Source organism: Campylobacter subantarcticus LMG 24377, assembly GCF_000816305.1.
Lineage (GTDB): Bacteria > Campylobacterota > Campylobacteria > Campylobacterales > Campylobacteraceae > Campylobacter_D > Campylobacter_D subantarcticus.
On the sequence record NZ_CP007773.1, the window covers coordinates 647,053 to 669,391 of the forward strand.

Sequence of the window (22,339 nt, forward strand, 5' to 3'; positions counted from 1 at the left end):
TTATATCAAATTTGCTTTAGAGTTTTCATTTCTTCTTTGAGTAAAACTATAGATATAGGTTCTAAATATTCAATATTTAAATCTTTATTGATTTCTTTGATATAACAAGATGTTTCTATTAAAAAATCATTCCATGCTTTAATAGTGTTATTAGCCTTATCTATATTAATAGAATTTCCCGCATTTTTTCTTATTAATGTAAAAATCTCATCTGTTTTTTTAGCTAAATCAAGTAAAATTTTCGCTTCTTTACTTTCTAAAATAACAATTTGCGAATCTCTTTTATTTAGTAAATGTGTTTTTTTATTTTGTGGCATTTTTTTCTCCTCTATATTTTCCTATGTTGTATTTTTTTAAATCAGATTTTTCTTTAATTTTTTCAAGCTCATAAGAATCTAGATTAAAAGCAAGTTTGGCTTCAAATGGAATGCAAGAAAATACTTCTTTTTCACCATTTTCATAGATGTAAAATAAAGATTCATAAAAGCCACTATCTGTATTTACAAACCAAACTAATCTTTTATCTTCATCTTGATGATTTTTATAATATTTAATTAAAAAATTAACCTTTCTATCCAAACTTTCACTATCACCACCGATTAGCTCTCCTAGTATTTTAATTAAACATGATTTTTTAAAAAGAACAAAATTTTTATGAGAGATAGAATTAATTTCATTTTTTGTTCCATAATATTCTATTGTATTGATTTTATTCTTTAATTTATCAAGAAACAGTTTTTCTATATTTTGTATATCAAAACCTTCTTCTGCGCTTTCATCGGTTTTTAACTGTAATATTTTTTCTTGATTTTCTTGGGCTGTCTTGGTTTGTAATTTGTCTTTTATTTGAGTAATTATTTCTTTTGACTTGCTAGATTTGTCTTCGTTATGCGTTTTTGATTCTTCTGTGGTGCTATTATCTGATATGGATATTTTAGAATGTTTTATCTTTTTATAATCTGCATAATGAATAAAATTTGTTTCTTTGTTTTGTATATGATCAAATAGCTCTTTGATGATATTTTTCATATATGTTTTATCTAAATATTCTATATCTTGCAAGTTGATAAGAATTGTTTTGATAAAAATGCCTTCTTCTGTACAGAAACTAATTATAGGTGTGAGAATATTTGCCATTATTTTGTTTTTTGATTTTTCTTGGATTAACATAATAAGCTTATTATCTTCATTGCTAAAATTTATAATACTTTCATCTTGAATGAATTCTTTTATTGCTGTAGATTTTAACTGCTCATCTTTGCTTTTAATAATTAAAAGAGAATAATTGTTTTTTTCTTCTAAAGTTTGCAATTGCGTAAAAATATTTTTTCTAAAGGTTACTGCTTTATTGCTTTCAAAAGCATTGTATTTTACAAGATAGCTATGTATTTCTTTTTCTCTTGTTTGTTTATCACAATCAACCAAAAGCTTTAATAATACATCTTCTTTTGCTATAGCTCCTGAGTGATGATTTATAACAGCTTTAGCTATTTGATCTAAATTTGGAAGAGTTTTAAAGCTATCGTATAAAATAATGTTTGAAATAACATGATGAGGTTGTTCTTTTAATGCTATAAAATCTTTACTTTTATCTTGCATTTTGTATTTTTCTATTTTACCTATATCATGTGCTAATGCTGAAATAATGGCTTGTGCTAAAATATCTTTTTTCTTAAAATTTTTGTTACTTTCAATAGTGTCAATAGTATTTCTTGCTACTTCAAGTGTATGATCTAATAAGCTTATGGTATAAAATATATCAAATCTAGTCTTACCATCAAGAGTTAATGGCTCTACGATATTTTTTAAATGCCCAAAACCATATGTTGCGTTTGGGTCGTTTTTATTTGGCACAACGCTTGGAGCTTTTGAATTATCCTCTAAAATATGTAAAAGTTTTACTATGGCTTTTAATTCTTCTGATTCTAAAATATTCAAATAAGGCTTTATAGATTTTTCCAAAAATAGGATAATATTATCGTTTTTAAAATGTGCTATTGATAACAAATCTTCGTTTTTAGTATGAGCTAATGGTTGATATTTTCTTTTTAGACTTTGTTTTAACGGATCATTTAAAATAATACTTTCTTCTTCAATCCAAAGCTTTGATAAGTCTTTTATGTGTATAACTTGCAATTCGTCTTTTTTTGAGTTTTTAATGTGCTGATTAAGCTTATGGTTTTGATAATAAATAAAAGATAGGAGTATAATTTGTTCTATGATTAAAAATATAGCGATTTCTCTTTGGTATATATTAAAAAGATAATAATAAGTCTGAGAATTAAACAATAAAGATAAATTTGACTTTTGGACTCCTATGTTTATATTTAAAAGCACAAAAACAAATAATAAAAAGCCTGCAATAGAAATTATAAAATAATATATAAATTCCCTAACTTTTTTGTGTGTATAAATAAATTTCATTAAATTTTCTATAATTTCTAACACTTATATACCTTTATTTTGAAGTAAGATCAGGCATTTGAATGAGTAATTTTCCATCTTTAACTCGGAGTGTTTTTCCTTTAAAACGCCCTTCAAAACCAAAATAATAAAATTCCCTTTTTTGTAGATTTGTTACATCATCAATTTCAATATTTAACTCTTCAACCTCTCTAGAATTAATTCCTCCATTTAAAGATAAAAAATAGGAAAAATCTTTTCTTTTTCCGCCTAGATCTGAGATTACTTTTGCTGATTTTGTATCATTTAAACGCATGATGATTTTAGTATTGGTTAATTCTAATAGTTTGTTGGCAGCGTCTTGTCCTATTTCTTCAACTATATCAGCCGTAGATTGAGTTAAACCCATCATGGCAACCTTTGCGCCTCTAGCTTGAGCATAAATAACCTCTATGCCCCTATACAAAGAAGAGGCGGCTTCATCAATGTATATTTTTAATGGGTGTTTGAATTTTCTTCCTGATGAATAAATTCTACCAACGCAAGATTGAATCATAGATAGAGTAACTTTTGAGATAATACTTGAAACTTGTCTTGTAAGTAATGATCCAGTCATTACATATAAAATAACACCTTCATCTTTTTCAAGGCGATTTATAAAAACATTATCAAAAGTATTTCCCATAATTTTTCCCACATTACCTGTTGTCATTTGAGTAAGTGTTGTTCTTAGGGTGGAAGAAACTTTGGAAAAATAATCAGCTGGTGATTCTATAACTCTTGTAAGAGTTTCTAAAATTTTTTCAAGTTCTCTTTCTTCTTCTGTATCATCTTTTATGTTTTCGAGTGTTTCTCTTAAATCTTTTAAACCATTATATGAAGCTTTTGATGATACTTCATCAAAATTTAAAGCACTCTCATCTTTATTATATCTTCGTATAATCAAAAGAGATTTTACAATCACTGTTGTTGTTTCTAGTGCGATATTGTAAAAAAACTCATCTTTTGCAGGAACGCTAGCAACTATATGAGAAATGATTTCTTCTTCCATAGAATAATTTTTTAAAGGATTTATCTTTATGGAATAATCAGGATATATTGGGCTTAGAAACAATAAATCTTTTTCCCTATTGTGCTTTTTTGCTATTTCTGTAACTTTGGAAAATAATCCTATATCACCTTTTGGGTCAATAATTACAATATTGTTTTGTTTTGGTATATCTTGTTCAATTAAGCCTTCAATTAATCTTGTTTTACCAACCCCAGTTGATCCAAATACAAAAGAATGGTTAAAACAATTATCATCTTCCAAATAAATATCAACAAGCTTTTCGCGTTTTTTATCATCAAGCGAAAAACCTTTTCCTATGAACATTTTATTATTTAAAGTATCTTTATTTTTATTGAAAAATGACATTTTAAACCTTAGTATTTTTCATATTCTTCTTCTATTTCTAATTTTTGTTTTTTTCTTACAAAGCCTTTGTAAAATATTGTGAAATAAGGTAGTAGGGCAAAAATAATCATAGAATAAAGAAAATAATGCGCGCTATCATGTAAGGAAGGAATTACAAATCTATAATAAAAAACATAAAGCTGTTCTACATTAATACTAGGATTAAACCACTGCGCTAACCATAAAGTCCAGTCTGTCCAGCTATAAATAACACTTGGATTTTCCAAAGAATAAGATTTTAAAAACATAAAAAGATAAAATATTCCAACCCCTTTTAAAATAAATGTAAAGCTTCTGCCATTCATTAAAGAAAAGATTGCTCTTTTTGTTAGCAAGCCCTTGTAGTATTTTGAAATATATGCCATAAAAAAAGTCGAAGCTATCAAAGGTCCATAAGTGCTTATGCTTATTAAAATATTTTCCATATTTGTTGTTTCTTTTCCTAAGAAGTAGTATTTGTAACTTGGGTATAAAATTTGTAAAAAGCATATTAAACCAGCAAAAATAAAACTTTCTAAAAAGCCACTCTTAAAACCTATTTTAAAATAATCAATGATTTGTTCTATGGTAAAATATTCTTTTGGAATCTCTTCGCTTCTTTCTTCAATAACATGATATCTTTGAATTTCGCTTAAGGCATTAAATATATTTCTACCGCTTGCAGAATTACTTTTTTTAATATCATCAAATTTTATATTAGGGTGTGCAAATCTTCCAGAACCATAAGAATTAAAATCACCTATACCGCCTATATTTTTTTCATTCATTTTATCTCCTTAGTTCAATTTGAATTTTTTCATTTGTTATTTTTGCTAATTTTTTAATTTGCGCTTTATTTGGTTTGTGCATACAATAAACTAAAACTTTATCTCCAGCTATTTTTTTAGCATTATAAACACCACAATCTTTTAAAATTTCTTGCGATTCTTTTAAAATAACACTGTCATGCTTGCGATCTAAAAATAACTCAATCCCGCTTTTAGTTTTTCTGTATTTGTGAATATGAAAATATAGTTTTTGTCCTATTTTTATTTTTAACATATTCAAGTCTTTTATATATAAATTTCTTTTAAAGCAAAAGCCTATACCATATTTAGTATTGACTTTTATTATGTTTTTTTCTATTGAAAAAACCTCACCATAAACTATGTTTTTATCGTTTTTAATAGCGTTTGTAATGATTTTATTACGTTCTTTTTGAATATTCTCAATAAAATTATTTTTTAGTTTTTTCAACTTTTTATCATTAATGCTTAACTGTTTCTTGAAAAAATCATACTTAAGTCTGATAACTTCTTCAATTAAAACCTCACCATTTTTATTTATCTCAATCAAAATCTCTTTATCTTTATACAATTGACAAATAGCTTTTTTAAGAGATTCTATAGTTGAAAACAAATCAAGATTATTCTCGATAGCAACTTCTTTTAAAGAATCAAATGTTAAAAAAGACATTCTTCTTTTTTCAAAATGTAATAAAAAAGATTTTTCACTATAAATAGCCTTTATTGATAAATAATAATAAAAAAAACAATTATATCAAATAATTAACAAAATGTTATATAAATGAATACATAAGAAAATAATAAATATATTATAAAATAGGTATTTATAGTAATTTTTATGTCTCAAAAAGTATATATATTTTGTTATATAAGTCTAAAATACATAAGAATAAATAAAATTTTATATAGTAAAATCTTTCACACTTTATATTTATATTTTTATTATCCAGAAAGTTTTATGTATGAGAATAAGTGCTTCTAAGAGAAAAATAATTAAAATTATGCAAGAGATAGAAAAAAAATTAGAGTATCACCCTATTGCTGATTTATTAGAAGAATATAAGATTCCAAGAGCAACTTATTATACATGGAGAAGAAGATATATAGAATATAAAAACACATGTAAAGTAGAAGACATGGTGAATATGGCAGATGGGCTAAATACAAAAGATACATATTTATTAACTTTTGAAACTGATGATAAAGAAATAGGCTCAAGAATAAGAAAAATTAGAGAATCTATGAATTTAAGTATTACTCAATTTATAAGTGGTTCTATATATACACAAGCACAAATGACTTATTATGAATCAGGACAAAGAAAAATAAACATACACTTTTTAACACTCTTATTTTTAAAGTATGGAATCAATCCAAACTACATTCTTTTAAATCAAGAACCACAATTTATATTTACTGGATATAAAGAAAATATAATTAAAAAAAATAATTTTAAAAAGAAATTTTTCTAAATTTCTTTAATAATAAATTTTTAAATTTATATATTAAATTTTATTTTTTCTTTTTTATATATATTAATCTATAAATTTTACTATAGAGGGGGTATTAAATTAATGCCAAAAAGTATTAAATTAATGCCGATTTTTTTGTTTAAATATCTATTTTATAGTGCTTTGGAGCGATTTTGAATTTCGCAAAAAAAGCAAAAACCTTTCTAAATATCTATTTTATAGTGCTTTGGAGTAATTTTTGATGGTATTAAATTAATGCCAAAAAGTATTAAATTAATGCCGATTTTTTTTAAAAATCTTAAAAAATGTCTATTTTAAACTATTCAAATCTTAATATATAGATATTTTACGGTATTAAATTAATGCCAAATACTAAAAACAAGAACTTTCAAACATATGATGAATTTTGAAAATTTCAAAAAAAATGCTTAAATATTAATATATAGGCATTCTGTGGTATTAAATTAATGCCACTTTGTATTCAATAATATAACAATTAAACATTAAATATTACTTAATATATAATATTATTTTTCTATCAAAGCTCTGATAATTAGTATTTTAACCATTTTTTTTATACTCTTGACTTTTTAACAAAAAATATATACAATTGCATACATATTACAATTCTTTTTTAGAATAGATTTAGCAGTAACAGATTAACACGATCGCACTCCGTGCTGTTACCGTGCTTTGAGTCAGATCACTCATAAAGAAGCAGTGTGTTAGCAAACTATTGAGTATCGGTTGATTCTTAGCCGATATAAAAAACTCTTTTAATTGCTGGAAACTTTTAGCTATCTTTGGCTCTCTTTTTTAGAGAGGTAGCTAAACGACTTTTTGCGTAAGTTGCTCGTTATACGCAAATAAGATTTTAATCTTATTTAGGATTAATATACCCCCTTATAGCTGAAAAGTTATAAGTTATGGTGAAAATTATTAATTCATGAGATGATCAGCAGCTAAGATTCTAAATTTAGAATATTGAGTTTGCAGAGTTTGGTTGTCTATGTTTTCCTTAGTTTTCTTTTTTTCTAAAAAATGGAACTCCTTATAGTTTTTTGCATAGATAACTACAACTCACAAATTCTGCAAACTCAATATTCTAAACATGAATAAAGTTCAGAGACTATCGAAAGGATGTTATAGCGCAGAATAGATTAAGCTATAGCACAATCGAGTAGAGTAGGTTGTAAGCATATATCTTCTTTTATTCTCTTATTAATTTATTTTAAAGCAAAAAATAAAACAATAAAAGGTATAAAAATGAGTGAAAACATAGAAAAAAATCAAGAAAATACTAATACTACTTATTCTTATCAAGAAAGAAAAGCATTTATTCAAAATCAAAAAAAACAAGCTTTAGAAAAAAATCCACAAGCCATTGTTTTTGAAGCAAGTTCATATTTTGGAAAAAATTTCCATTCTATCTTTCAAGAAATTGACGCTACTGATTCAACTATTAGAAGATGTTGGGGATATAGCATTGATGATGAAGAGTTTAAAGAATGGAGTGATAAGTTGCAACAATTGCAAAATACACTAAATGATGTTGGGCAATTAGGTGTTAAAGTTTTAACTAAAACTAGTGCTAGTGAAATAAATTTTATGCCATTAAGAAGAAAGGTTGTAAAAGCAAAAAATGATATAGCTATGGAAAATAGCAAAGCAAAACAAGAAAAAGCTACAAAAAAATAATTGAATATATAAAGAAGATATAAAGACAACCCAAATGGAGAGTAATTAGTATTTTTACTAATAAAAATATAGTCCATTCTTTAGCGTGAGCTAAAGCTGTTCTTAAATGAGCAGTATGCAAGGTTGCGTTTTGCATAGAATATCCAAGTAAGCCATTATCAATAGTTTGTCTTTTAAATCCTATTTTAGGATTATTGTTTTATAAAAATAAACAAAATCCTAAAAAAAGGATAATAGAAGTTTCTTCTTCTAGTGTTTATTTTTATAAGACAATGTCTTAAAAAATAAATTACAAGGAGAACATTATGTTTAATCAAATTCAAGTTATAGGTCATCTTACAAAAGATGTGGAAATGAGATATTTACCAAGCGGCACTGCTGTTGCAAAATCATCAATTGCTTCAAATCATAAAACAAGAGCAAATGATGGAAGTATCCATGAGGAAACATGCTTTTTAGACTTTTCTATCTTTGGAAGAATGGCAGAAATTGCTAATCAATATCTCTCAAAAGGAAGTAAGGTTTTAGTTGTTGGAAGATTAGTTCAAAACAATTGGACTGATAGTAATGGAAATAATAGAACTAACTACTTTATTAGAGTTGGTGAAATTAAGTTCTTAGATCCAAAACAAGAACCTCAAGAAGAAGTAGCTCAAGCTACACAAAAGCAACCTGAAGCTTCGAAAGTAGCTCAAACAGCTACTAAGAACACAAGTTCAGTAAATCAAATAGACGATGAAACAGAAGATCTTCCATTTTAAGATTTTCTAAATTCATCTTAACCCTTAGGTGGGATATTAATATCCCTCTAAGGGATATCAATATCTCTTGACTTTTGGTATATCAATGTGCTATAAGGTAAGGAGAAAAATGAAAGAGCTTTAGGACTGTTTATTAATGGAAGCTATTCTGTTATAAACTTAACTAACGACATACCGCCTTATATAATTACATTCATAGGGCTATATGTAATGTGGAAAATGGCTAAAAAAGGAGAGTAAAATGGGACAATATATTGTATTAGCTTTTGCAATAGCAGTTGCTATATTTGTGACATTTTATGACTTTGATAAAGATAAAAAAACCGATAACAATAAAAATTAATCGATTTTTTAATATTTCAACCCTTAGGTGGGAATAGATATTCCCACTTTAGGGAATTTTCTATTCCTTTTTTTATTATCAAATCAAAAAAAAGGAAAAACATGTCAGCAATAACAAATACAAATCAAAATACAGAATTAAACAAAGAAAGAATCGCTCTAATTAAAAAACATTTCTTCCCTGTTGAAACTAAGATTAATAAAACAGAAATGGATTATTGTCTTAGTGTTGCAACAAAATATGGTCTAGATCCTTTCTTGCGTCAAGTATTTTTTGTTCCTCGTAAGGCAAAAGTTACAAAAAATGGTAAAGATGTGTGGGTTGAAAAAATAGAACCTTTAGTGGGTAGAGATGGCTTTTTAGCTATTGCTCATAAAAGCGGAAAATTTGGTGGTATTCGTTCTTATAGTGAGATTAAAAACTATCCAAAATTAGTGAATAATCAATGGCAATACACTCAAGATTTGGTTGCAATTTGTGAAGTTTATAGAACTGATACAAATAAGCCTTTTATAGTTGAAGTTGCATATAGTGAATATGTGCAATTAACCAAAGATGAAAAACCTACAACTTTTTGGGCTTCAAAGCCTGATACTATGCTAAAAAAGGTTGCAGAAAGTCAAGCTTTAAGAAAAGCATTTAATGTGAGTGGGTTATATTCTGCTGAAGAAATGGGTGTTGGTATTACAGAAGATGAAATCATTATTGATACAGAAGCTGTTCAAAATACTACCATTCCTGATGAAGAAAATGCAATTTCTTTGGAATATTTGACAAATGCTGTAAAGGCACTAGGTTTAGATATTGAAATTATAGGTGAATATGCAACAGTAACTGGCAATACTTATAATTTAACTGAAAATCTAAAACAACTAGGTTTTAAATACAAACCAGACACAAAGGTTTGGTATCAAAAAATTGAATAGTTTTTTGCAACTATTTAACTTATTATTTATTAAAAACCCTAAGTTGGGATACAAGCTTATCCCACTAAGGGACTTCTTTCTCTGCTATGCAGATATGCTTGTATCCTTTTTTATTAAAAAATTAAAAAAGGAAACAGAAATGATAAAATTCTTAAAAAAAATCTTATCAAAAAAATATTACCCAAAAACAAAAGAAGAATTAATCGACTTAATCAATAATGAAGAAATTTGCCTATCTAGTATAGACACTTCTTCTATTGTTGATATGAGCCATTTATTCTACTATTCAAAGAGAAAAAACTTTTCTGGTATTGAAAAGTGGAATGTTTCAAATGTTGAAGACATGAGCTTTATGTTTTGTGGTTGTAAATCATTTAATCAACCATTAAACAATTGGAATGTTTCAAATGTTAAAAATATGTATGTAATGTTTAAAGATTGTGAAAATTTCAATCAACAATTAAACAATTGGAATGTTTCAAATGTTAAAAATATGTATGCAATGTTTTGTGGTTGCGAAAATTTCAATCAACCATTAAACAATTGGAATGTTTCTAATGTTGAAGACATGAGCTTAATGTTTGATGGTTGCAAACTATTTAATCAACCATTAAACAATTGGAATGTTTCTAATGTTAAAAATATGTATGCAATGTTTGATGGTTGCAAACTATTTAATCAACCATTAAACAATTGGAATGTTTCAAATGTTAAAAGCATGAAATCAATGTTTTGTGGTTGTGAAAATTTCAATCAGCCATTAAACAATTGGAATGTTTCAAATGTTACAAATATGAAATCAATGTTTGATTATTGCGAAAAATTCAACCAGCCATTAAACAATTGGAATGTTTCTAATGTTAAAGACATGAGCTTTATGTTTGATTATTGCGAAAATTTCAATCAACCATTAAACAATTGGAATGTTTCAAATGTTGAAGACATGAGCTTTATGTTTGATTATTGCGAAAATTTCAATCAACCATTAAACAATTGGAATGTTTCTAGTGTTAAAGACATGAGCTTTATGTTTTGTGGTTGTAAATCATTTAATCAACCATTAAACAATTGGAATGTTTCTAATGTTGAGGATATGTGTGGAATATTCAAAAGGTTGTGATAATTTTAATCAGCGTTTAAATGGTTTTAATGTTGCAAATTAGCAAAAAATAAAAATTAACCCTAAGTTGGGATACAAGCTTATCCCACTAGGGACTTCTTTCTCTGCTATGCAGATATGCTTGTATCCTTTTTTATTAAAAAATTAAAAAAGGAAATGAAAATGAATACAGATAAAATCTTTGATTATATGGCAGATAATGCAAGTAAATGGATTAATAAACAACTTACAAACGCTAAAGCAAGATCTTATGATAATAAATTAGTGTTAGAGGTTGATGGTTATGAGTTTTTTCTCAGTGATCATGAAATCCATGAATGCGGTCGCTTATATGAAGAATCTCTAAAAATAGATAGTGAAAAATTACAAGATTTAGGTTTTGAGAATTTTGAAATATATGATGATTATTGTGCAATTATCTTTGAAGATTACAAAATGGTTTTAGAACTTACAAAAGAAGAGCTAAAAGCTATGGAGTTTAATTATCTTATTGAAGATGATACACTATTTATCTATCAAAATGACGAAAGCTTAGAACAAGCTATGCAACACTATTTTTCAAACAATAAAAATTTCAAGGGTAATTTATGAGAAATGTTAAAAAACCATTAAGCATAAGAATTCCATTGGAATTAAAAGAAGAGTTGCAAAAAATAGCAGATAAAGAATATCGCCCTTTAGCAACTCAAATAGTAAAAATTCTTAAAGATTATGTCAAAAAACATAATAGATAGTAAAAATATCAACACTAAGTTGGGATATATTATCCCACCAGATATATTTAGTTATTAAAAAAAGGAAAAAATCATGGAAAAAAAATTTGACTTTATAGATATTATATTTAAAACATTTGTTGTTTTTGGAGCAATAAATATGGTGATATTTTTCATCTTGTTCATTCAGCTTCTTTTTAAATAATAATATCTTTTTTTAAGCCCTAAGTTGGGATAGAGACTATCCCACTAGGGATATTTCTATCCTTTTTTACTTTTAAAAATAAATTAAAAAAGGAAATAAAAATGGAAAAAAATAAATTTGACTCATTTGTTGCACAAAACTTACCAAAAGCATTAAAAAAAGCTACATTAGAAAGCTTAGGCGATAGAAAAGAATATATAGGTTCTTCTGATATTGCTGGTTGTCTAAGAAAAGCTTATCTTGATAAAACTAATGATGTAGAACATGATCTTGCAACTCTAATAAGATTTCAAAGAGGACATATAGCAGAAGGAATTGTTGAAGCTATGCTTGATGGATTAAATCCTACAAAACAGCTTGAAAAAGAAATTATTCATAACGATACGCCTTTAAAATGTCATATAGATTTTGCATTAGAGAGAAAAGATGAAATTGTAGTAATTGAAGCAAAAAGTGTTTCTACTTCTGTGGAAAATCCTTATTCTTCTTGGTTATTACAAGTTTCTTATCAACTTGAGATTTTATCAAGACATACTAATAAAAAAGTAAGAGCTTATATTGTAGCTATTAACTTAAATACTGGTTGGTTTAAAAGTTTTGAGGTAGATCATAATAAATCATTGGCTGGCATTGCTTTAAATAAAGCAAGAGAATTAACCATTGCTTTGAAAGAAAAGGTTGAGCCTAAATGTGAAGAGCAGTTGTATTGTAGCACTTGCCCTCACAAATCAAACTGCCCAGCAATGATGAAAAAATCAGTTCAGATTGATTTAAATGGTGATTTACTTGATGTAGCAAATAGATTGATTGAGTTAAATAAACTTAAAAAAGAACTAGATAAAGAATTGGAAGAGAAAAAAGCTATTATTGAAGAATATATGCGTTCAACTGAAGCTAAAAAACTCAATATTGGCGAAAATTTTATTTCTTTATCAAATGATACTACAAGTGTAAGTTTTGATACTAAAGCTTTTGAAAAGAATGAGCCTGAACTTTATGCAAATTTATTTCAAAAGTACCAAAAAAGCTCTTCAAGAAAGGGTTATATTAGTATCAAATGAATTCAGTAGAAAAAAAACTAATAAAAAAAAGCCCAAGAAAGAGAGCTTTTTTTATTATTTAATGAGTTTAAAAAGACAATTGATAATTTGGAAGAATTTTTCTTTAAAAAAGCAAAAAATTCTAAAGAGTTTAAAGAGTTTATCTCTAAATTAGAAGAAGATAAACAACCTAAACTTTTTACTCCAGAAGAATTAAAAATTGTTTAAATTAGCCCTAAGTTGGGATATAAGCTATCCCACTAGGGATATTAACTTCACTAAGTGTGAATATTTAAGCTTATATCCTTTTTTTAATTTTACAATTAAACAAAGGAACTAAAATGAGTTTTATAACAAAGTCTAAAACTATAAAAATAGCAAATTGTTATTTAGTTGAATGTTATTGTGGAGATTATTGTAATGAAAAAATGAGACTTGGTGTTTTTTCAAGTTTTGAAAAAGCCTTGTCTTTCGTAAAAAAATCTTTTATTAATAAAAAAGATGAAATTTCATACATGCAAGAATCTAATAACACATACTTGATAACAAATGGTAATTTTCAAGGAAAATCAATCAGAAGTAGAGAATTTGAAAAATTAAGTTCTTTATTTGTTGAACCTATAGAAATTCGCATAGTTTTTGATTGTAAAAATTTTATTCAATTATCCAGTAAAAAATTTGCTGAAATTGGTAGCAGTTTTTATCATGATGAAATTGTTTCGTTAAACTAATTATTTGCTAAACACAGCCCTAAGTTGGGATAGAGACTATCCCACTAGGGATATTTCTATCCTTTTTTACTTTTAAAAATAAATTAAAAAAGGAAAAAATCATGGAAAAACAACTTGAAAAATTAATATACAATGAAGAAAAAATCATCAATTTAGAAGGAAGAATATTAAGTATATCTCATTCTGATTGGTATGATCCGTTTGAAAATGATTATGCTCCGAATTTTTTCAATCTGTTGAGAAATTATAATGTCGGAAGCAACTTTTTAGATGGTTATACTTCCAGAGATTTTGAAAGCCCAGAGGATATAGAAAACTATCTTGATAAAAAAGATTATATATGGATTAAAATCGGCGCTACTATTCATAGTGGAGTTCATTTGTATCCTTATAGCAAAAAACCTGCTGATCCTTGGAATGGCTTTGATAGTGGAATAGCAGGCTATCTTTATTACAAGAAAGAAACAGTTAGAGAAATGTTTGGTGTGAAAAGAATTAGCTCTAAGTTGATTGATAAAGTGCTTGAAAATATGAACAACTTTATTAATGATTTGGAAGCTTATATTGAAGGCGATGTGTATGATTTATTTATAGATGGAACACATGAAAGAACCTTTGTAGGTTTTGTTGATTCTTATCAAGAAATGCAAAATTGCGTTAATTCATTCATTTCTTGCAAATTATAAAACCCTAAGTTGGGATACAAGCTTATCCCACTAGGGACTTCTTTCTCTGCTATGCAGATATGCTTGTATCCTTTTTTATTAAAAAATTAAAAAAGGAAAAATTATGAAAATTATAAGTTCAAAACATTTTGCAGAAAGATTGCAAAATAGAAAAATTGATCTTTCTATTATTTCTAAAATATATGAAGAAATTGCTAAAAGTCCCATTAATCAAGATCTTTTCAAATTAGTAAGTAATAACACTACTATTATCTTTCAATTAGATAGAGAAAAAGGTGAAATTAGACTAATTACTGGTTATCCATGCAATAAAAGGAATTGAATATGGGAGCAATATTAAGGAGAAGTTTTATGAAAGAATTTAATATAGAATTGTTAAATGAGATTGATATTAAAGAACTAATATCAAATTTAGGTGGATCTTATACCAAAACTCCAAAACTTATGCAATGTCCTAACAAATCAGCTCATAAAGATGGAGATAAACACCCATCTATGGGTATAAAGGGTAACTCTTGCAAATGTTTTGCATGTGGTTTTGGTGGTAATCCAGTTTCTTTAGCTAAAGAATATTTTGGAGATTTTAAGAAAGCGTGCGAATATTTGCATGAAACTTGGAATATTCCTTATAAAAATGGTCAATTTGAAACCAAAAAAACAATAGTTAAAAAGCAAGAAATTAAAAAAATGGAATATTTTGCTTTTGATTTAAAAAAATCTTTTAAAGAAATTACCTTAAATGATTTTTTGAAAAATTACAATAATATGAACGAAAGCCAAAAGCTTAAAATGGCGTATTCTTTTGTTTATAGATTTTCATTGACAACTAATCAAGATGAAAAGATAAGTTATTATCATAAAAGAAAAATCTCAAAAGATCTGATAGGAAACATTGGATTTATTGGAAAAAATGATATTAAAAAGCTAAATGAAGCTTTAAAAAAATATTTTCCTATTGAAGATTTGCAAAAATTTAACCTTGTTGATTTAGTCGGAGATTGGAAGTATGGATATAACACTTGTGTTGTGCCTTCTTTCGATTTATACACTGATTTAGTAACTGGTTTCATGCTAAGAAGTACAAATGTGAATGCTAAAGTTAAAGAAGTTAATGTTTCTAATTCTCAAATAATTCACCCATTGCCGTTTAATCTTACTTATGATCTTATTCAAAATGCTACTGAAATATATATAACTGAAGGGCATATTGATGGACTAAGCTTAAAAACAATTGGTAAAAACTTTATTTCTTTTAGTGGAATTTATTCTTACAAAGAGGAAGAGTTAGGATTGTTAAGAGAAAAGAAAATTTTTATTAGCTTTGATCAAGACGACGCAGGAAAAAGCGCTTCAAATGTTTTAGCCCAAAAGCTAGAGAAAGCAAATATTCAATATGAGATTTTAAAATGGGATCCATTGCTTGGTAAAGATGTTAATGATCTCTTAGTAAAAGGAAAATTAAAAAAATAAAAAAATGTTTTTTATTGTGTGTTATAATATGTGTTATTTTATACATAGAGGAATGCACATGCAAAGACTTAATTTAACTCTCAATGATGAAGTTACTTCAATGTTAAACAAATTAACAAAGGATTTAAATATGAATAAAACGCAAGTTATTTCAAATGCATTGAAAGATATGTATGAAAGAAAAAGAATAGAGCAGAGAAAAGCTTTGTGGATAAAAAGCTTTAAAGCTTTTAAAGATGATGAAGAATTTAACAAAGAACAATTAGAGCTTGCTGAAGCAGGAGTAGGTGATGGTATCATCTAAAAATGCTAAATATGGTGAAATTTGGATTGCTGATTTTGAACCTCAAGTTGGAGAAGAAATTACCAAAAAACGCCCAGCGTTAATTTTAAGCAATAATCTTTTTAATCTCAACCAAAAACTTGTTTTTGTTGTTCCTTTAACAACTTGGCAAGATAAATTTCATAATGGAGTTTGGTATTTAAAGATTAATAAAGACGCATTAAATGGCTTAGATGTTGATTCAGCAATTAACTGCTCACAATTAAAATCTTTTTCAAAAGAAAGATTAATTAAAAAAATAGGCGATGTAAATGAGGATATTCTAAAAGAAGTCAGAAGTATAATTGATGAGATTTTAGATTCAAGATTTAACGATTGATTTTTATCTAGAACCCTAAGTTGGGATACAAGCTTATCCCACTAGGGACTTCTTTCTCTGCTATGCAGATATGCTTGTATCCTTTTTTATTAAAAAATTAAAAAAGGAAATGAAAATGGAAAAAAATAAATTTTGGAAAAAAAGTATCGATTGCTATAAAGACAATGAAAAAATAATTATTTCATCATTTGAGGAATTTAAAATTTTCTTAGATAGCTTCAAGCCATTTTTTATTTTAATAATGGCGAGAATTTATATATAAATTATTTAAATAACAATTCTATAAAAGATCCGAAAGAGATTTTATATGAGTTCTTTAAAAATTTAGATAGTTTATTAAAAGAATACCAAAGAATTCATTTTTATCATTTTAACGATAAAGAGCTTTTCTTTACAGAAAAACCTAAGATAGAGATGAAGATAGAGTATTTATAAAAGTTGATTAAATCTAACCCACAAGGGAATATACTATTCCATTGTGGATAGATATATTTCCTTTTTTTTAAAAAATGAAAGGATAAAAAATGGGATATTACCCAAACATAGTTTCAGAACATATAGTTACATACGATTATGATTTAACTATACCACAATATGACTACCGCGAATTTCTTAATGCGCTTGATGATTTAAATATTGATTATTACCAAACAGAGTTTAATCAAGAAAGAGTTGAATTAAGTGTTGAAGAAATTGATAGATTATCTCTTGATAATTTTGAAGGAGATCTTTTAATTTTAGCAAAAACACTAAAAGCTGCTAGTAATTTTGAATATGTTAGAAAAAGTGGTTTTGTGATTGTAGATTTCTTTTAAGAAAATAAACTTAGAACACAGTCCTTAGTTGGGATAGAAGCTATCCCAGCAAGGGATATTCTATCCTTTTTTTGTTAAATAAGTAAAAAAAGGAAAATGAAATGGGATTTACTGTAAATATGTGGAATGAAATTCCAGAATTAAAAAATTTAAAAAAATATCTTAGTGAGAAGGAAATACTCGGCTTAGATAGTTATGAAGAATGCACTTATGGTTCTAAAGAGTATGTAGATAAGTTGATAAATTATGAAAAAACTTATTACCTAAACACTAATTTGGAAAATAGAAACTTTATTTTAAAACAAGCTTTGAAGTTAGAGAAAAACGAAATCAAAACTTTTTTACATAGTGATAGTTTTATTACTTTTATAAAAGATATGATTTTGTTTTCAATAAGAAAATACTTTGATAAAACAGGTGCAGGACACTATAAATTCTATGAGAAATTGGGAATGTATTATCGTGATTATGGTTTTGATAGTACTCAAGATAGAGTTAAATTATTTTTGACTGCTCTAGAAAGAGGTAGTGTTCCTTATGTGTGTTTTTACAAGGATTATTTAGAACTTCAATCTATTCGTAATAAAGACATGATTTTGTTTGTTTCTAAGAATGAAAATTTTAGTAGAAATAGCAAATTGCCTACAGAAAGTATTCAAAAGTTAAAAAAAGAATTATTAGAATATATTAAAGCTAATAATTTGACTATTAATTAACCCTTAGGTGGGATAGATTATCCCACACTAGGGATATTCTATCCTTTTTTTATTGAACAATTAAAAAAAGGAAAAAAATGAACTTACAAGGAAAAATACAAAAGCTAGAAAAAGAAAAACGCAAACTTCTTAAAGAGTTTGAAAGATTTACTAAAGAATCTAACGAACAAGAACTTTTCACCTTTTTAACCTCTGGTAAGTTTTTGCAATTTTATAATTTTGTAAATAAAAAGTATAGTTGTAAAAGTCCAGAATGGAACGAGAGATTAGAAGTTTATGATAAACACGCAGATTTGCTTAACAAAATCGAAAATATTGCAAATTTCCAAACTATTTTTAATAAAAAACATGAAGAAAATGAAAATGGTTACAAGGTTGGTGATGTATTTTACTCATCTTGGGGTTATGAGCAAACAAATATCGATTTTTATCAAGTTATAGCTACCTCAAAAAAAACTATTTGGGTTGCAGAAATTAAAGCAAATGCTCATTATGAAAGTTGGGGTCAAGGTAAAAAAAGTCCTATTAAAAATTCTTTTACATTTGATAAGAATGTGTTTAAAACACTTTCTAACTCACCAAAAATTAGAGAAAATGGTTTTGTTAGTTATATTTGTAAATATGATGGACGCCCTAAATATTTTTCAAATGATTATTAAAAATTAAAAGCCCTAAGTTGGGATAGAGACTATCCCACTAGGGATATTTCTATCCTTTTTTACATTTAAAAATAAATAAAAAAGGAAAAATTATGAAAAAATTAAAAGAAAAAATCAATGTTGAGTTTTGGGATTTTGTTGCTTTATTGGTGCTATTTTTTACATCTATGGTAATTTTTGCATTCTTTAAATTAGCACCATTAGCTTTTATTTGTCTTGCCTTAGCTTTTTTTACAGCGGTTTTCTATCCTTTAAAGTGGATAGTTCAAATCATAATAGTTAAGATTAAAAAAGGATAAAAATGGGAACAAAATCTCTAATAGGAATTGAAGATAAAGGTGTTGTTAAATATACCTATTGTCAGTATGATAGTCATGTAGAATGTGTTGGAAAAACACTTTTGATGAACTATCAAGATAAAGAAAAAATTAACAAACTAATAAAATTAAAAAACATTAGTAGTTTATATGATAATTTGGAAGATATTGAGTATTTAACCACTGAAGATAGTCATGAAGTTACTTTGTCTGAGTTTGAAGAAATGTCAAATGAAGAAAACAATATGATTAATTACTTTTATCTTTTTACCAACAATACTTGGTATTATTCTAAAGATGGGGAATGTAACTTATTAACACAAAGATTAAAGTTTGTAAGTCCTATCACAGAACAATATCAAGATTTAAAAAAGTTTTGTTTAAAAAATAATAAAACCATTGATTTAAAATCAGTGCTTGCTAAAATTTTAAATTATGACTATGAGCTAGCTTTTATTAATAAAGAGCAAGCTTATAATTGTTTTATTGAAGAATTTAAATCACTAAAATTAAGTTCTGAGCAATTGTATAAGTTAATTTGTAATATTATCGAAGGCGAAGTTAAGCAAGTCGATAAAACAAAATACAAAGAAATAATTGCAAGAGAAATTATCAAAATCTATGAATCTGGAGAAAGAACTTATTTAATAGGTGTGTTTGAAGATGAAATTCAAAGTGTTATTGAAAAATATTTCTTTAGCATATTTGAAAATTCTGACAGTGATAATTTAGTTGAATACCTTCAGCAATTTAATATTTCGTTTGAAGATATTTATGCTAATTTTGATAAATACTCAAAATGTCAAACTCTTAGTGTTGATATTTTTTGTGTTTGTGAAGTGGAAAAAAACAATGTAAAAACAACAGCATTTATCGATGAATCTTTTTCTATATATTCTATTGATTCAATGATTTGTGCTATTGCAGAGTTTTTTAAAGAAATAAATTATGATTTTTCATGTTTTAGATTAAATGGTTTTAGAATAATCATTTATAATAATGGTGAAAAGTTAGAAAGTTTAAAAATTAAATATGAAGATGATGAGTTAAAAATGCTTCAATTATGGAAAATCAGCAATGGTTTTTCAACCGAAGCTAAAATGATTTTTGAAGAAATCAAAAAGCTTGCTAAATAATTTCTCTTAGGTGGGAATAGATATTCCTATTTAGGGAATTTTCTATTCCTTTTTTAATAAATAAATTAAAAAAGGAATGTAATTATGTCATATACAAGTAAATTAATTAAGATATTAAAAGAAAAAAATCAAGATTTTGAATGGTATCCAACAACTGAAGAAATGATAGAGGCTCTTGCTTCGCAATTAAAGCACATTCATAGTGTTTTAGATATTGGTGCAGGAGATGGAAGAGTTTTAAAAAGCTTGGAAAATAAATTAAACATTGATGAGCTTTATTCCATAGAAAAATCATTACCGCTTATTCAACAAATGGATATGAGTATCTTAAACATTGGTAGAGATTTTTTTACAACTAGCATTGTTGAAAAAACAGTTGATTTGGTCTTTTGCAATCCGCCATATAGCGAATACGAAAAGTGGGTTTGCAGAATTTTAAAAGAAGGTAACTTTAAATATTTTGCTTTTGTTATTCCACGCAGGTGGAGAGACAACTTAGATATTTCTCGCATTATTAAAAGTAGAAAATTAAATTTAATTTTTTCACAAAATTTTGACTTTTTTAATGCTGAAAGAAGAGCTAGGGCAAAAGTTGAGTTACTTATTTTTAAAAAGGAATATAAAGATAATTCTTTTGAAAACTTTTTAAAAGAACACTTTCAATTATCTTGCTTGGATTTTAATGAAAAAATTTATTCTTATGAAAGATTAGATAAAGAAAGAAAAAGTCTTTCTGATGAAACAAAACTTATCGATAAAGAAAAAATTATCGATTTTTTGATTCAAAAATACAACGAAGATATGCAAAAGTGCATTATTTCAATCAAGAATCTTTCTATGATTGATAATAATATTTATAGCTATTTAGATCTTAGCAAAGAAACAATACTAAAAGGTGTTGAAAGAATGCTAAAAGATTTAAGAGCTTTATATTGGGGAGAAATTTTCAATAAATTAGAAGTTATAACTTCAAAAGTTATTGAAGAATATCGCCATGAAATAAGTTCTAGTGTTATTAGCAATTCTAGTATTGATTTTACTAGAGATAACCTAGAAAGTGTTTTAATTTGGTTTATTAAAAACGCAAACATATACATTGAAAAATCTTATCTTGCGTTTTTTGATAAATTGAGTATCAAAGACAATGCTTTAATGTATAAAAGCAATGAGCGTTTTTTGTATTCTCAATGGAGATATACAAAAGAAGCTGAAGGAAAGGAGCTTGGTCAAGTTCCTTTGAAATTAGATTATAGAATAGTAGTTCCAAATATCGCAAGAGATTTTAATTATAGCTGTAGCCAATCTTTTTTGAATGACTTAAAAGTAATGGCTCATAATTTAGGCTATAAATTTAAATTTTCTTATAACTTTGTTTTTCGTTGCGGTGAAAGCGGAACTATGTATTTTGAAAATGGCGATGTGTTTTTTGAATGGAAAGCATATAAAAACACTAATGTTCATTTTAAATTTTCTCAAGAATTTATGGCTAAGTTTAATTTAGCTGTTGGTAGATTGAGAAAATGGTTTAGTAGTAAAAAAGAAGCAAAACAAGAATTTAGCAATGTCAAAGATGAGATTATTGATGAAATCTTTGAAAAATCTCTGTTGCTAGATTTTAAAAATTGCCAGAATCTTTTATTGGGGAGTTAAGTAATGATTACATTAATTTTAGGTCCTATGAGATCTGGAAAAAGCTATCGATTATTACAAGAAGCTGAAAAACTTCATATAGCGAATAAAAATTATGTTTTTATTCGTCCTTCTTGTGATGATAGGGGTTTTATTTCTAGATCATTTGAGAGTAGGTTGCAATTAAATATACAAAATGAAGATTGTGATTTTAAAGATTACGATTATATTCTCTTTGATGAATTTCAATTTTTTGATGAAAAAATTGTTCAAAGGGTGTTAGAAAGTGAAGCTAAAAAAGAGTTTTATCTTTCATCTTTAAGTTCTGATATTCATTTTAAAATTTGGAAAAATATTGCTAAGGTTTTGCCTTATGCAGAAAAAATTATTAAATTGCATTCAATTTGTGAAACTTGCGGTTGTTCCTATGCTAATTTTAATATTGGCAATGGAAAAATCGGCGATGATTATAAAGTTGTTTGTAAAAACTGTATAGAGAAATAAAATCTCTTAATTAGCCCGAGTTGGGGTAAAGTTACCCTAGCTTTAGGGTGCTTTATCCTTAATTTTAAACAAATAATTTTAATTGAAAGGAT

Annotated in this window: 27 protein-coding genes; 22 read left to right on the forward strand and 5 right to left on the reverse strand. The window is 26.4% G+C overall.

Features of this window, described 5'->3' with window-relative positions; all coding sequences use genetic code 11:
- Nucleotides 1–5 precede the first annotated feature (5 nt).
- The 5 genes from CSUB8523_RS03495 to CSUB8523_RS03515 are packed head-to-tail and all read right to left on the reverse strand — an operon-like array spanning nt 6 to nt 5,314.
- The gene (locus CSUB8523_RS03495; RefSeq protein ID WP_043019630.1) at nt 6–317 is read right to left on the reverse strand and encodes a hypothetical protein; all 312 of its coding nucleotides are present in this window, start codon (nt 315–317) and stop codon (nt 6–8) included.
- Nucleotides 304–2,448 (reverse strand): HD domain-containing protein, encoded by a 2,145-nt coding sequence (locus tag CSUB8523_RS03500; RefSeq protein ID WP_043019631.1) that lies wholly within the window; start codon nt 2,446–2,448, stop codon nt 304–306. The genes CSUB8523_RS03495 and CSUB8523_RS03500 overlap by 14 nt, the downstream gene beginning before the upstream one ends.
- 10 nt (nt 2,449–2,458) lie before the next feature.
- On the reverse strand, nt 2,459–3,820 hold the full coding sequence (locus tag CSUB8523_RS03505) for a conjugative transfer system protein TraD (protein WP_043019632.1): 1,362 nt from the start codon (nt 3,818–3,820) through the stop codon (nt 2,459–2,461).
- An 8-nt stretch (nt 3,821–3,828) separates the two neighbouring features.
- Nucleotides 3,829–4,626, reverse strand: a complete 798-nt coding sequence (locus CSUB8523_RS03510) for a hypothetical protein (protein ID WP_043019633.1) — start codon at nt 4,624–4,626, stop codon at nt 3,829–3,831.
- 1 nt (nt 4,627) lies between these two features.
- Nucleotides 4,628–5,314, reverse strand: a complete 687-nt coding sequence (locus CSUB8523_RS03515) for a hypothetical protein (RefSeq protein WP_043019634.1) — start codon at nt 5,312–5,314, stop codon at nt 4,628–4,630.
- Between the two features lie 292 nt (nt 5,315–5,606).
- Between CSUB8523_RS03515 and CSUB8523_RS03520 the strand changes: the two genes are divergently transcribed.
- The 22 genes from CSUB8523_RS03520 to CSUB8523_RS03620 all read left to right on the forward strand — a co-directional run bounded on the left by CSUB8523_RS03520 (nt 5,607) and on the right by CSUB8523_RS03620 (nt 22,247).
- Entirely contained in the window at nt 5,607–6,116 is a 510-nt protein-coding gene (locus CSUB8523_RS03520) for a helix-turn-helix domain-containing protein (protein ID WP_043019635.1), read from the forward strand.
- Between the two features lie 1,266 nt (nt 6,117–7,382).
- The gene (locus CSUB8523_RS03525; RefSeq protein ID WP_043019636.1) at nt 7,383–7,814 is read left to right on the forward strand and encodes a type 1 periplasmic-binding domain-containing protein; all 432 of its coding nucleotides are present in this window, start codon (nt 7,383–7,385) and stop codon (nt 7,812–7,814) included.
- A gap of 305 nt (nt 7,815–8,119) precedes the next feature.
- Nucleotides 8,120–8,575, forward strand: a complete 456-nt coding sequence (gene ssb, locus CSUB8523_RS03530) for a single-stranded DNA-binding protein (protein ID WP_043019637.1) — start codon at nt 8,120–8,122, stop codon at nt 8,573–8,575.
- A 444-nt stretch (nt 8,576–9,019) separates the two neighbouring features.
- On the forward strand, nt 9,020–9,844 hold the full coding sequence (gene bet / locus CSUB8523_RS03535) for a phage recombination protein Bet (protein ID WP_043019638.1): 825 nt from the start codon (nt 9,020–9,022) through the stop codon (nt 9,842–9,844).
- A 139-nt stretch (nt 9,845–9,983) separates the two neighbouring features.
- Nucleotides 9,984–10,964, forward strand: a complete 981-nt coding sequence (locus CSUB8523_RS03540) for a BspA family leucine-rich repeat surface protein (RefSeq protein WP_052243662.1) — start codon at nt 9,984–9,986, stop codon at nt 10,962–10,964.
- A 162-nt stretch (nt 10,965–11,126) separates the two neighbouring features.
- Nucleotides 11,127–11,555 (forward strand): hypothetical protein, encoded by a 429-nt coding sequence (locus CSUB8523_RS03545; RefSeq protein ID WP_043019639.1) that lies wholly within the window; start codon nt 11,127–11,129, stop codon nt 11,553–11,555.
- Entirely contained in the window at nt 11,552–11,698 is a 147-nt protein-coding gene (locus CSUB8523_RS10155; protein ID WP_167333021.1) for a hypothetical protein, read from the forward strand. Before CSUB8523_RS03545 ends, CSUB8523_RS10155 begins: the two co-directional genes overlap by 4 nt.
- A gap of 285 nt (nt 11,699–11,983) precedes the next feature.
- The gene (locus CSUB8523_RS03550) at nt 11,984–12,943 is read left to right on the forward strand and encodes a Dna2/Cas4 domain-containing protein (protein WP_043019640.1); all 960 of its coding nucleotides are present in this window, start codon (nt 11,984–11,986) and stop codon (nt 12,941–12,943) included.
- 320 nt (nt 12,944–13,263) lie between these two features.
- Nucleotides 13,264–13,653, forward strand: a complete 390-nt coding sequence (locus CSUB8523_RS03560) for a hypothetical protein (protein ID WP_043019641.1) — start codon at nt 13,264–13,266, stop codon at nt 13,651–13,653.
- Between the two features lie 101 nt (nt 13,654–13,754).
- On the forward strand, nt 13,755–14,339 hold the full coding sequence (locus CSUB8523_RS03565; protein ID WP_052243663.1) for a hypothetical protein: 585 nt from the start codon (nt 13,755–13,757) through the stop codon (nt 14,337–14,339).
- Between the two features lie 103 nt (nt 14,340–14,442).
- A complete protein-coding gene (locus CSUB8523_RS03570; protein ID WP_043019642.1) occupies nt 14,443–14,661 on the forward strand; it encodes a hypothetical protein in 219 nt (72 codons plus the stop codon).
- A gap of 29 nt (nt 14,662–14,690) precedes the next feature.
- Entirely contained in the window at nt 14,691–15,809 is a 1,119-nt protein-coding gene (locus CSUB8523_RS03575) for a toprim domain-containing protein (protein ID WP_043020364.1), read from the forward strand.
- Between the two features lie 58 nt (nt 15,810–15,867).
- The gene (locus CSUB8523_RS03580; RefSeq protein ID WP_043019643.1) at nt 15,868–16,113 is read left to right on the forward strand and encodes a hypothetical protein; all 246 of its coding nucleotides are present in this window, start codon (nt 15,868–15,870) and stop codon (nt 16,111–16,113) included.
- Nucleotides 16,100–16,471, forward strand: coding sequence for a type II toxin-antitoxin system PemK/MazF family toxin (locus tag CSUB8523_RS03585; RefSeq protein ID WP_043019644.1), 372 nt, complete (start codon nt 16,100–16,102; stop codon nt 16,469–16,471). The genes CSUB8523_RS03580 and CSUB8523_RS03585 overlap by 14 nt, the downstream gene beginning before the upstream one ends.
- A 115-nt stretch (nt 16,472–16,586) precedes the next feature.
- On the forward strand, nt 16,587–16,733 hold the full coding sequence (locus CSUB8523_RS10045) for a hypothetical protein (RefSeq protein WP_158336967.1): 147 nt from the start codon (nt 16,587–16,589) through the stop codon (nt 16,731–16,733).
- Nucleotides 16,734–16,995: 262 nt separating this feature from the next.
- Nucleotides 16,996–17,286 (forward strand): hypothetical protein, encoded by a 291-nt coding sequence (locus CSUB8523_RS03590; RefSeq protein WP_043019645.1) that lies wholly within the window; start codon nt 16,996–16,998, stop codon nt 17,284–17,286.
- 101 nt (nt 17,287–17,387) lie between these two features.
- Nucleotides 17,388–18,002, forward strand: coding sequence for a hypothetical protein (locus CSUB8523_RS03595; RefSeq protein ID WP_043019646.1), 615 nt, complete (start codon nt 17,388–17,390; stop codon nt 18,000–18,002).
- 77 nt (nt 18,003–18,079) lie between these two features.
- Nucleotides 18,080–18,661 (forward strand): hypothetical protein, encoded by a 582-nt coding sequence (locus CSUB8523_RS03600; protein WP_043019647.1) that lies wholly within the window; start codon nt 18,080–18,082, stop codon nt 18,659–18,661.
- A 92-nt stretch (nt 18,662–18,753) separates the two neighbouring features.
- Nucleotides 18,754–18,960 carry a hypothetical protein gene (locus CSUB8523_RS03605; RefSeq protein WP_043019648.1) on the forward strand — a complete coding sequence of 69 codons (207 nt, stop codon included), beginning with the start codon at nt 18,754–18,756 and terminating at the stop codon, nt 18,958–18,960.
- Between the two features lie 2 nt (nt 18,961–18,962).
- Nucleotides 18,963–20,114, forward strand: coding sequence for a hypothetical protein (locus tag CSUB8523_RS03610; RefSeq protein WP_043019649.1), 1,152 nt, complete (start codon nt 18,963–18,965; stop codon nt 20,112–20,114).
- Between the two features lie 84 nt (nt 20,115–20,198).
- Nucleotides 20,199–21,764 (forward strand): DUF4942 domain-containing protein, encoded by a 1,566-nt coding sequence (locus CSUB8523_RS03615; protein WP_043019650.1) that lies wholly within the window; start codon nt 20,199–20,201, stop codon nt 21,762–21,764.
- A gap of 3 nt (nt 21,765–21,767) precedes the next feature.
- Entirely contained in the window at nt 21,768–22,247 is a 480-nt protein-coding gene (locus CSUB8523_RS03620; RefSeq protein WP_043019651.1) for a thymidine kinase, read from the forward strand.
- Nucleotides 22,248–22,339 lie beyond the last annotated feature (92 nt).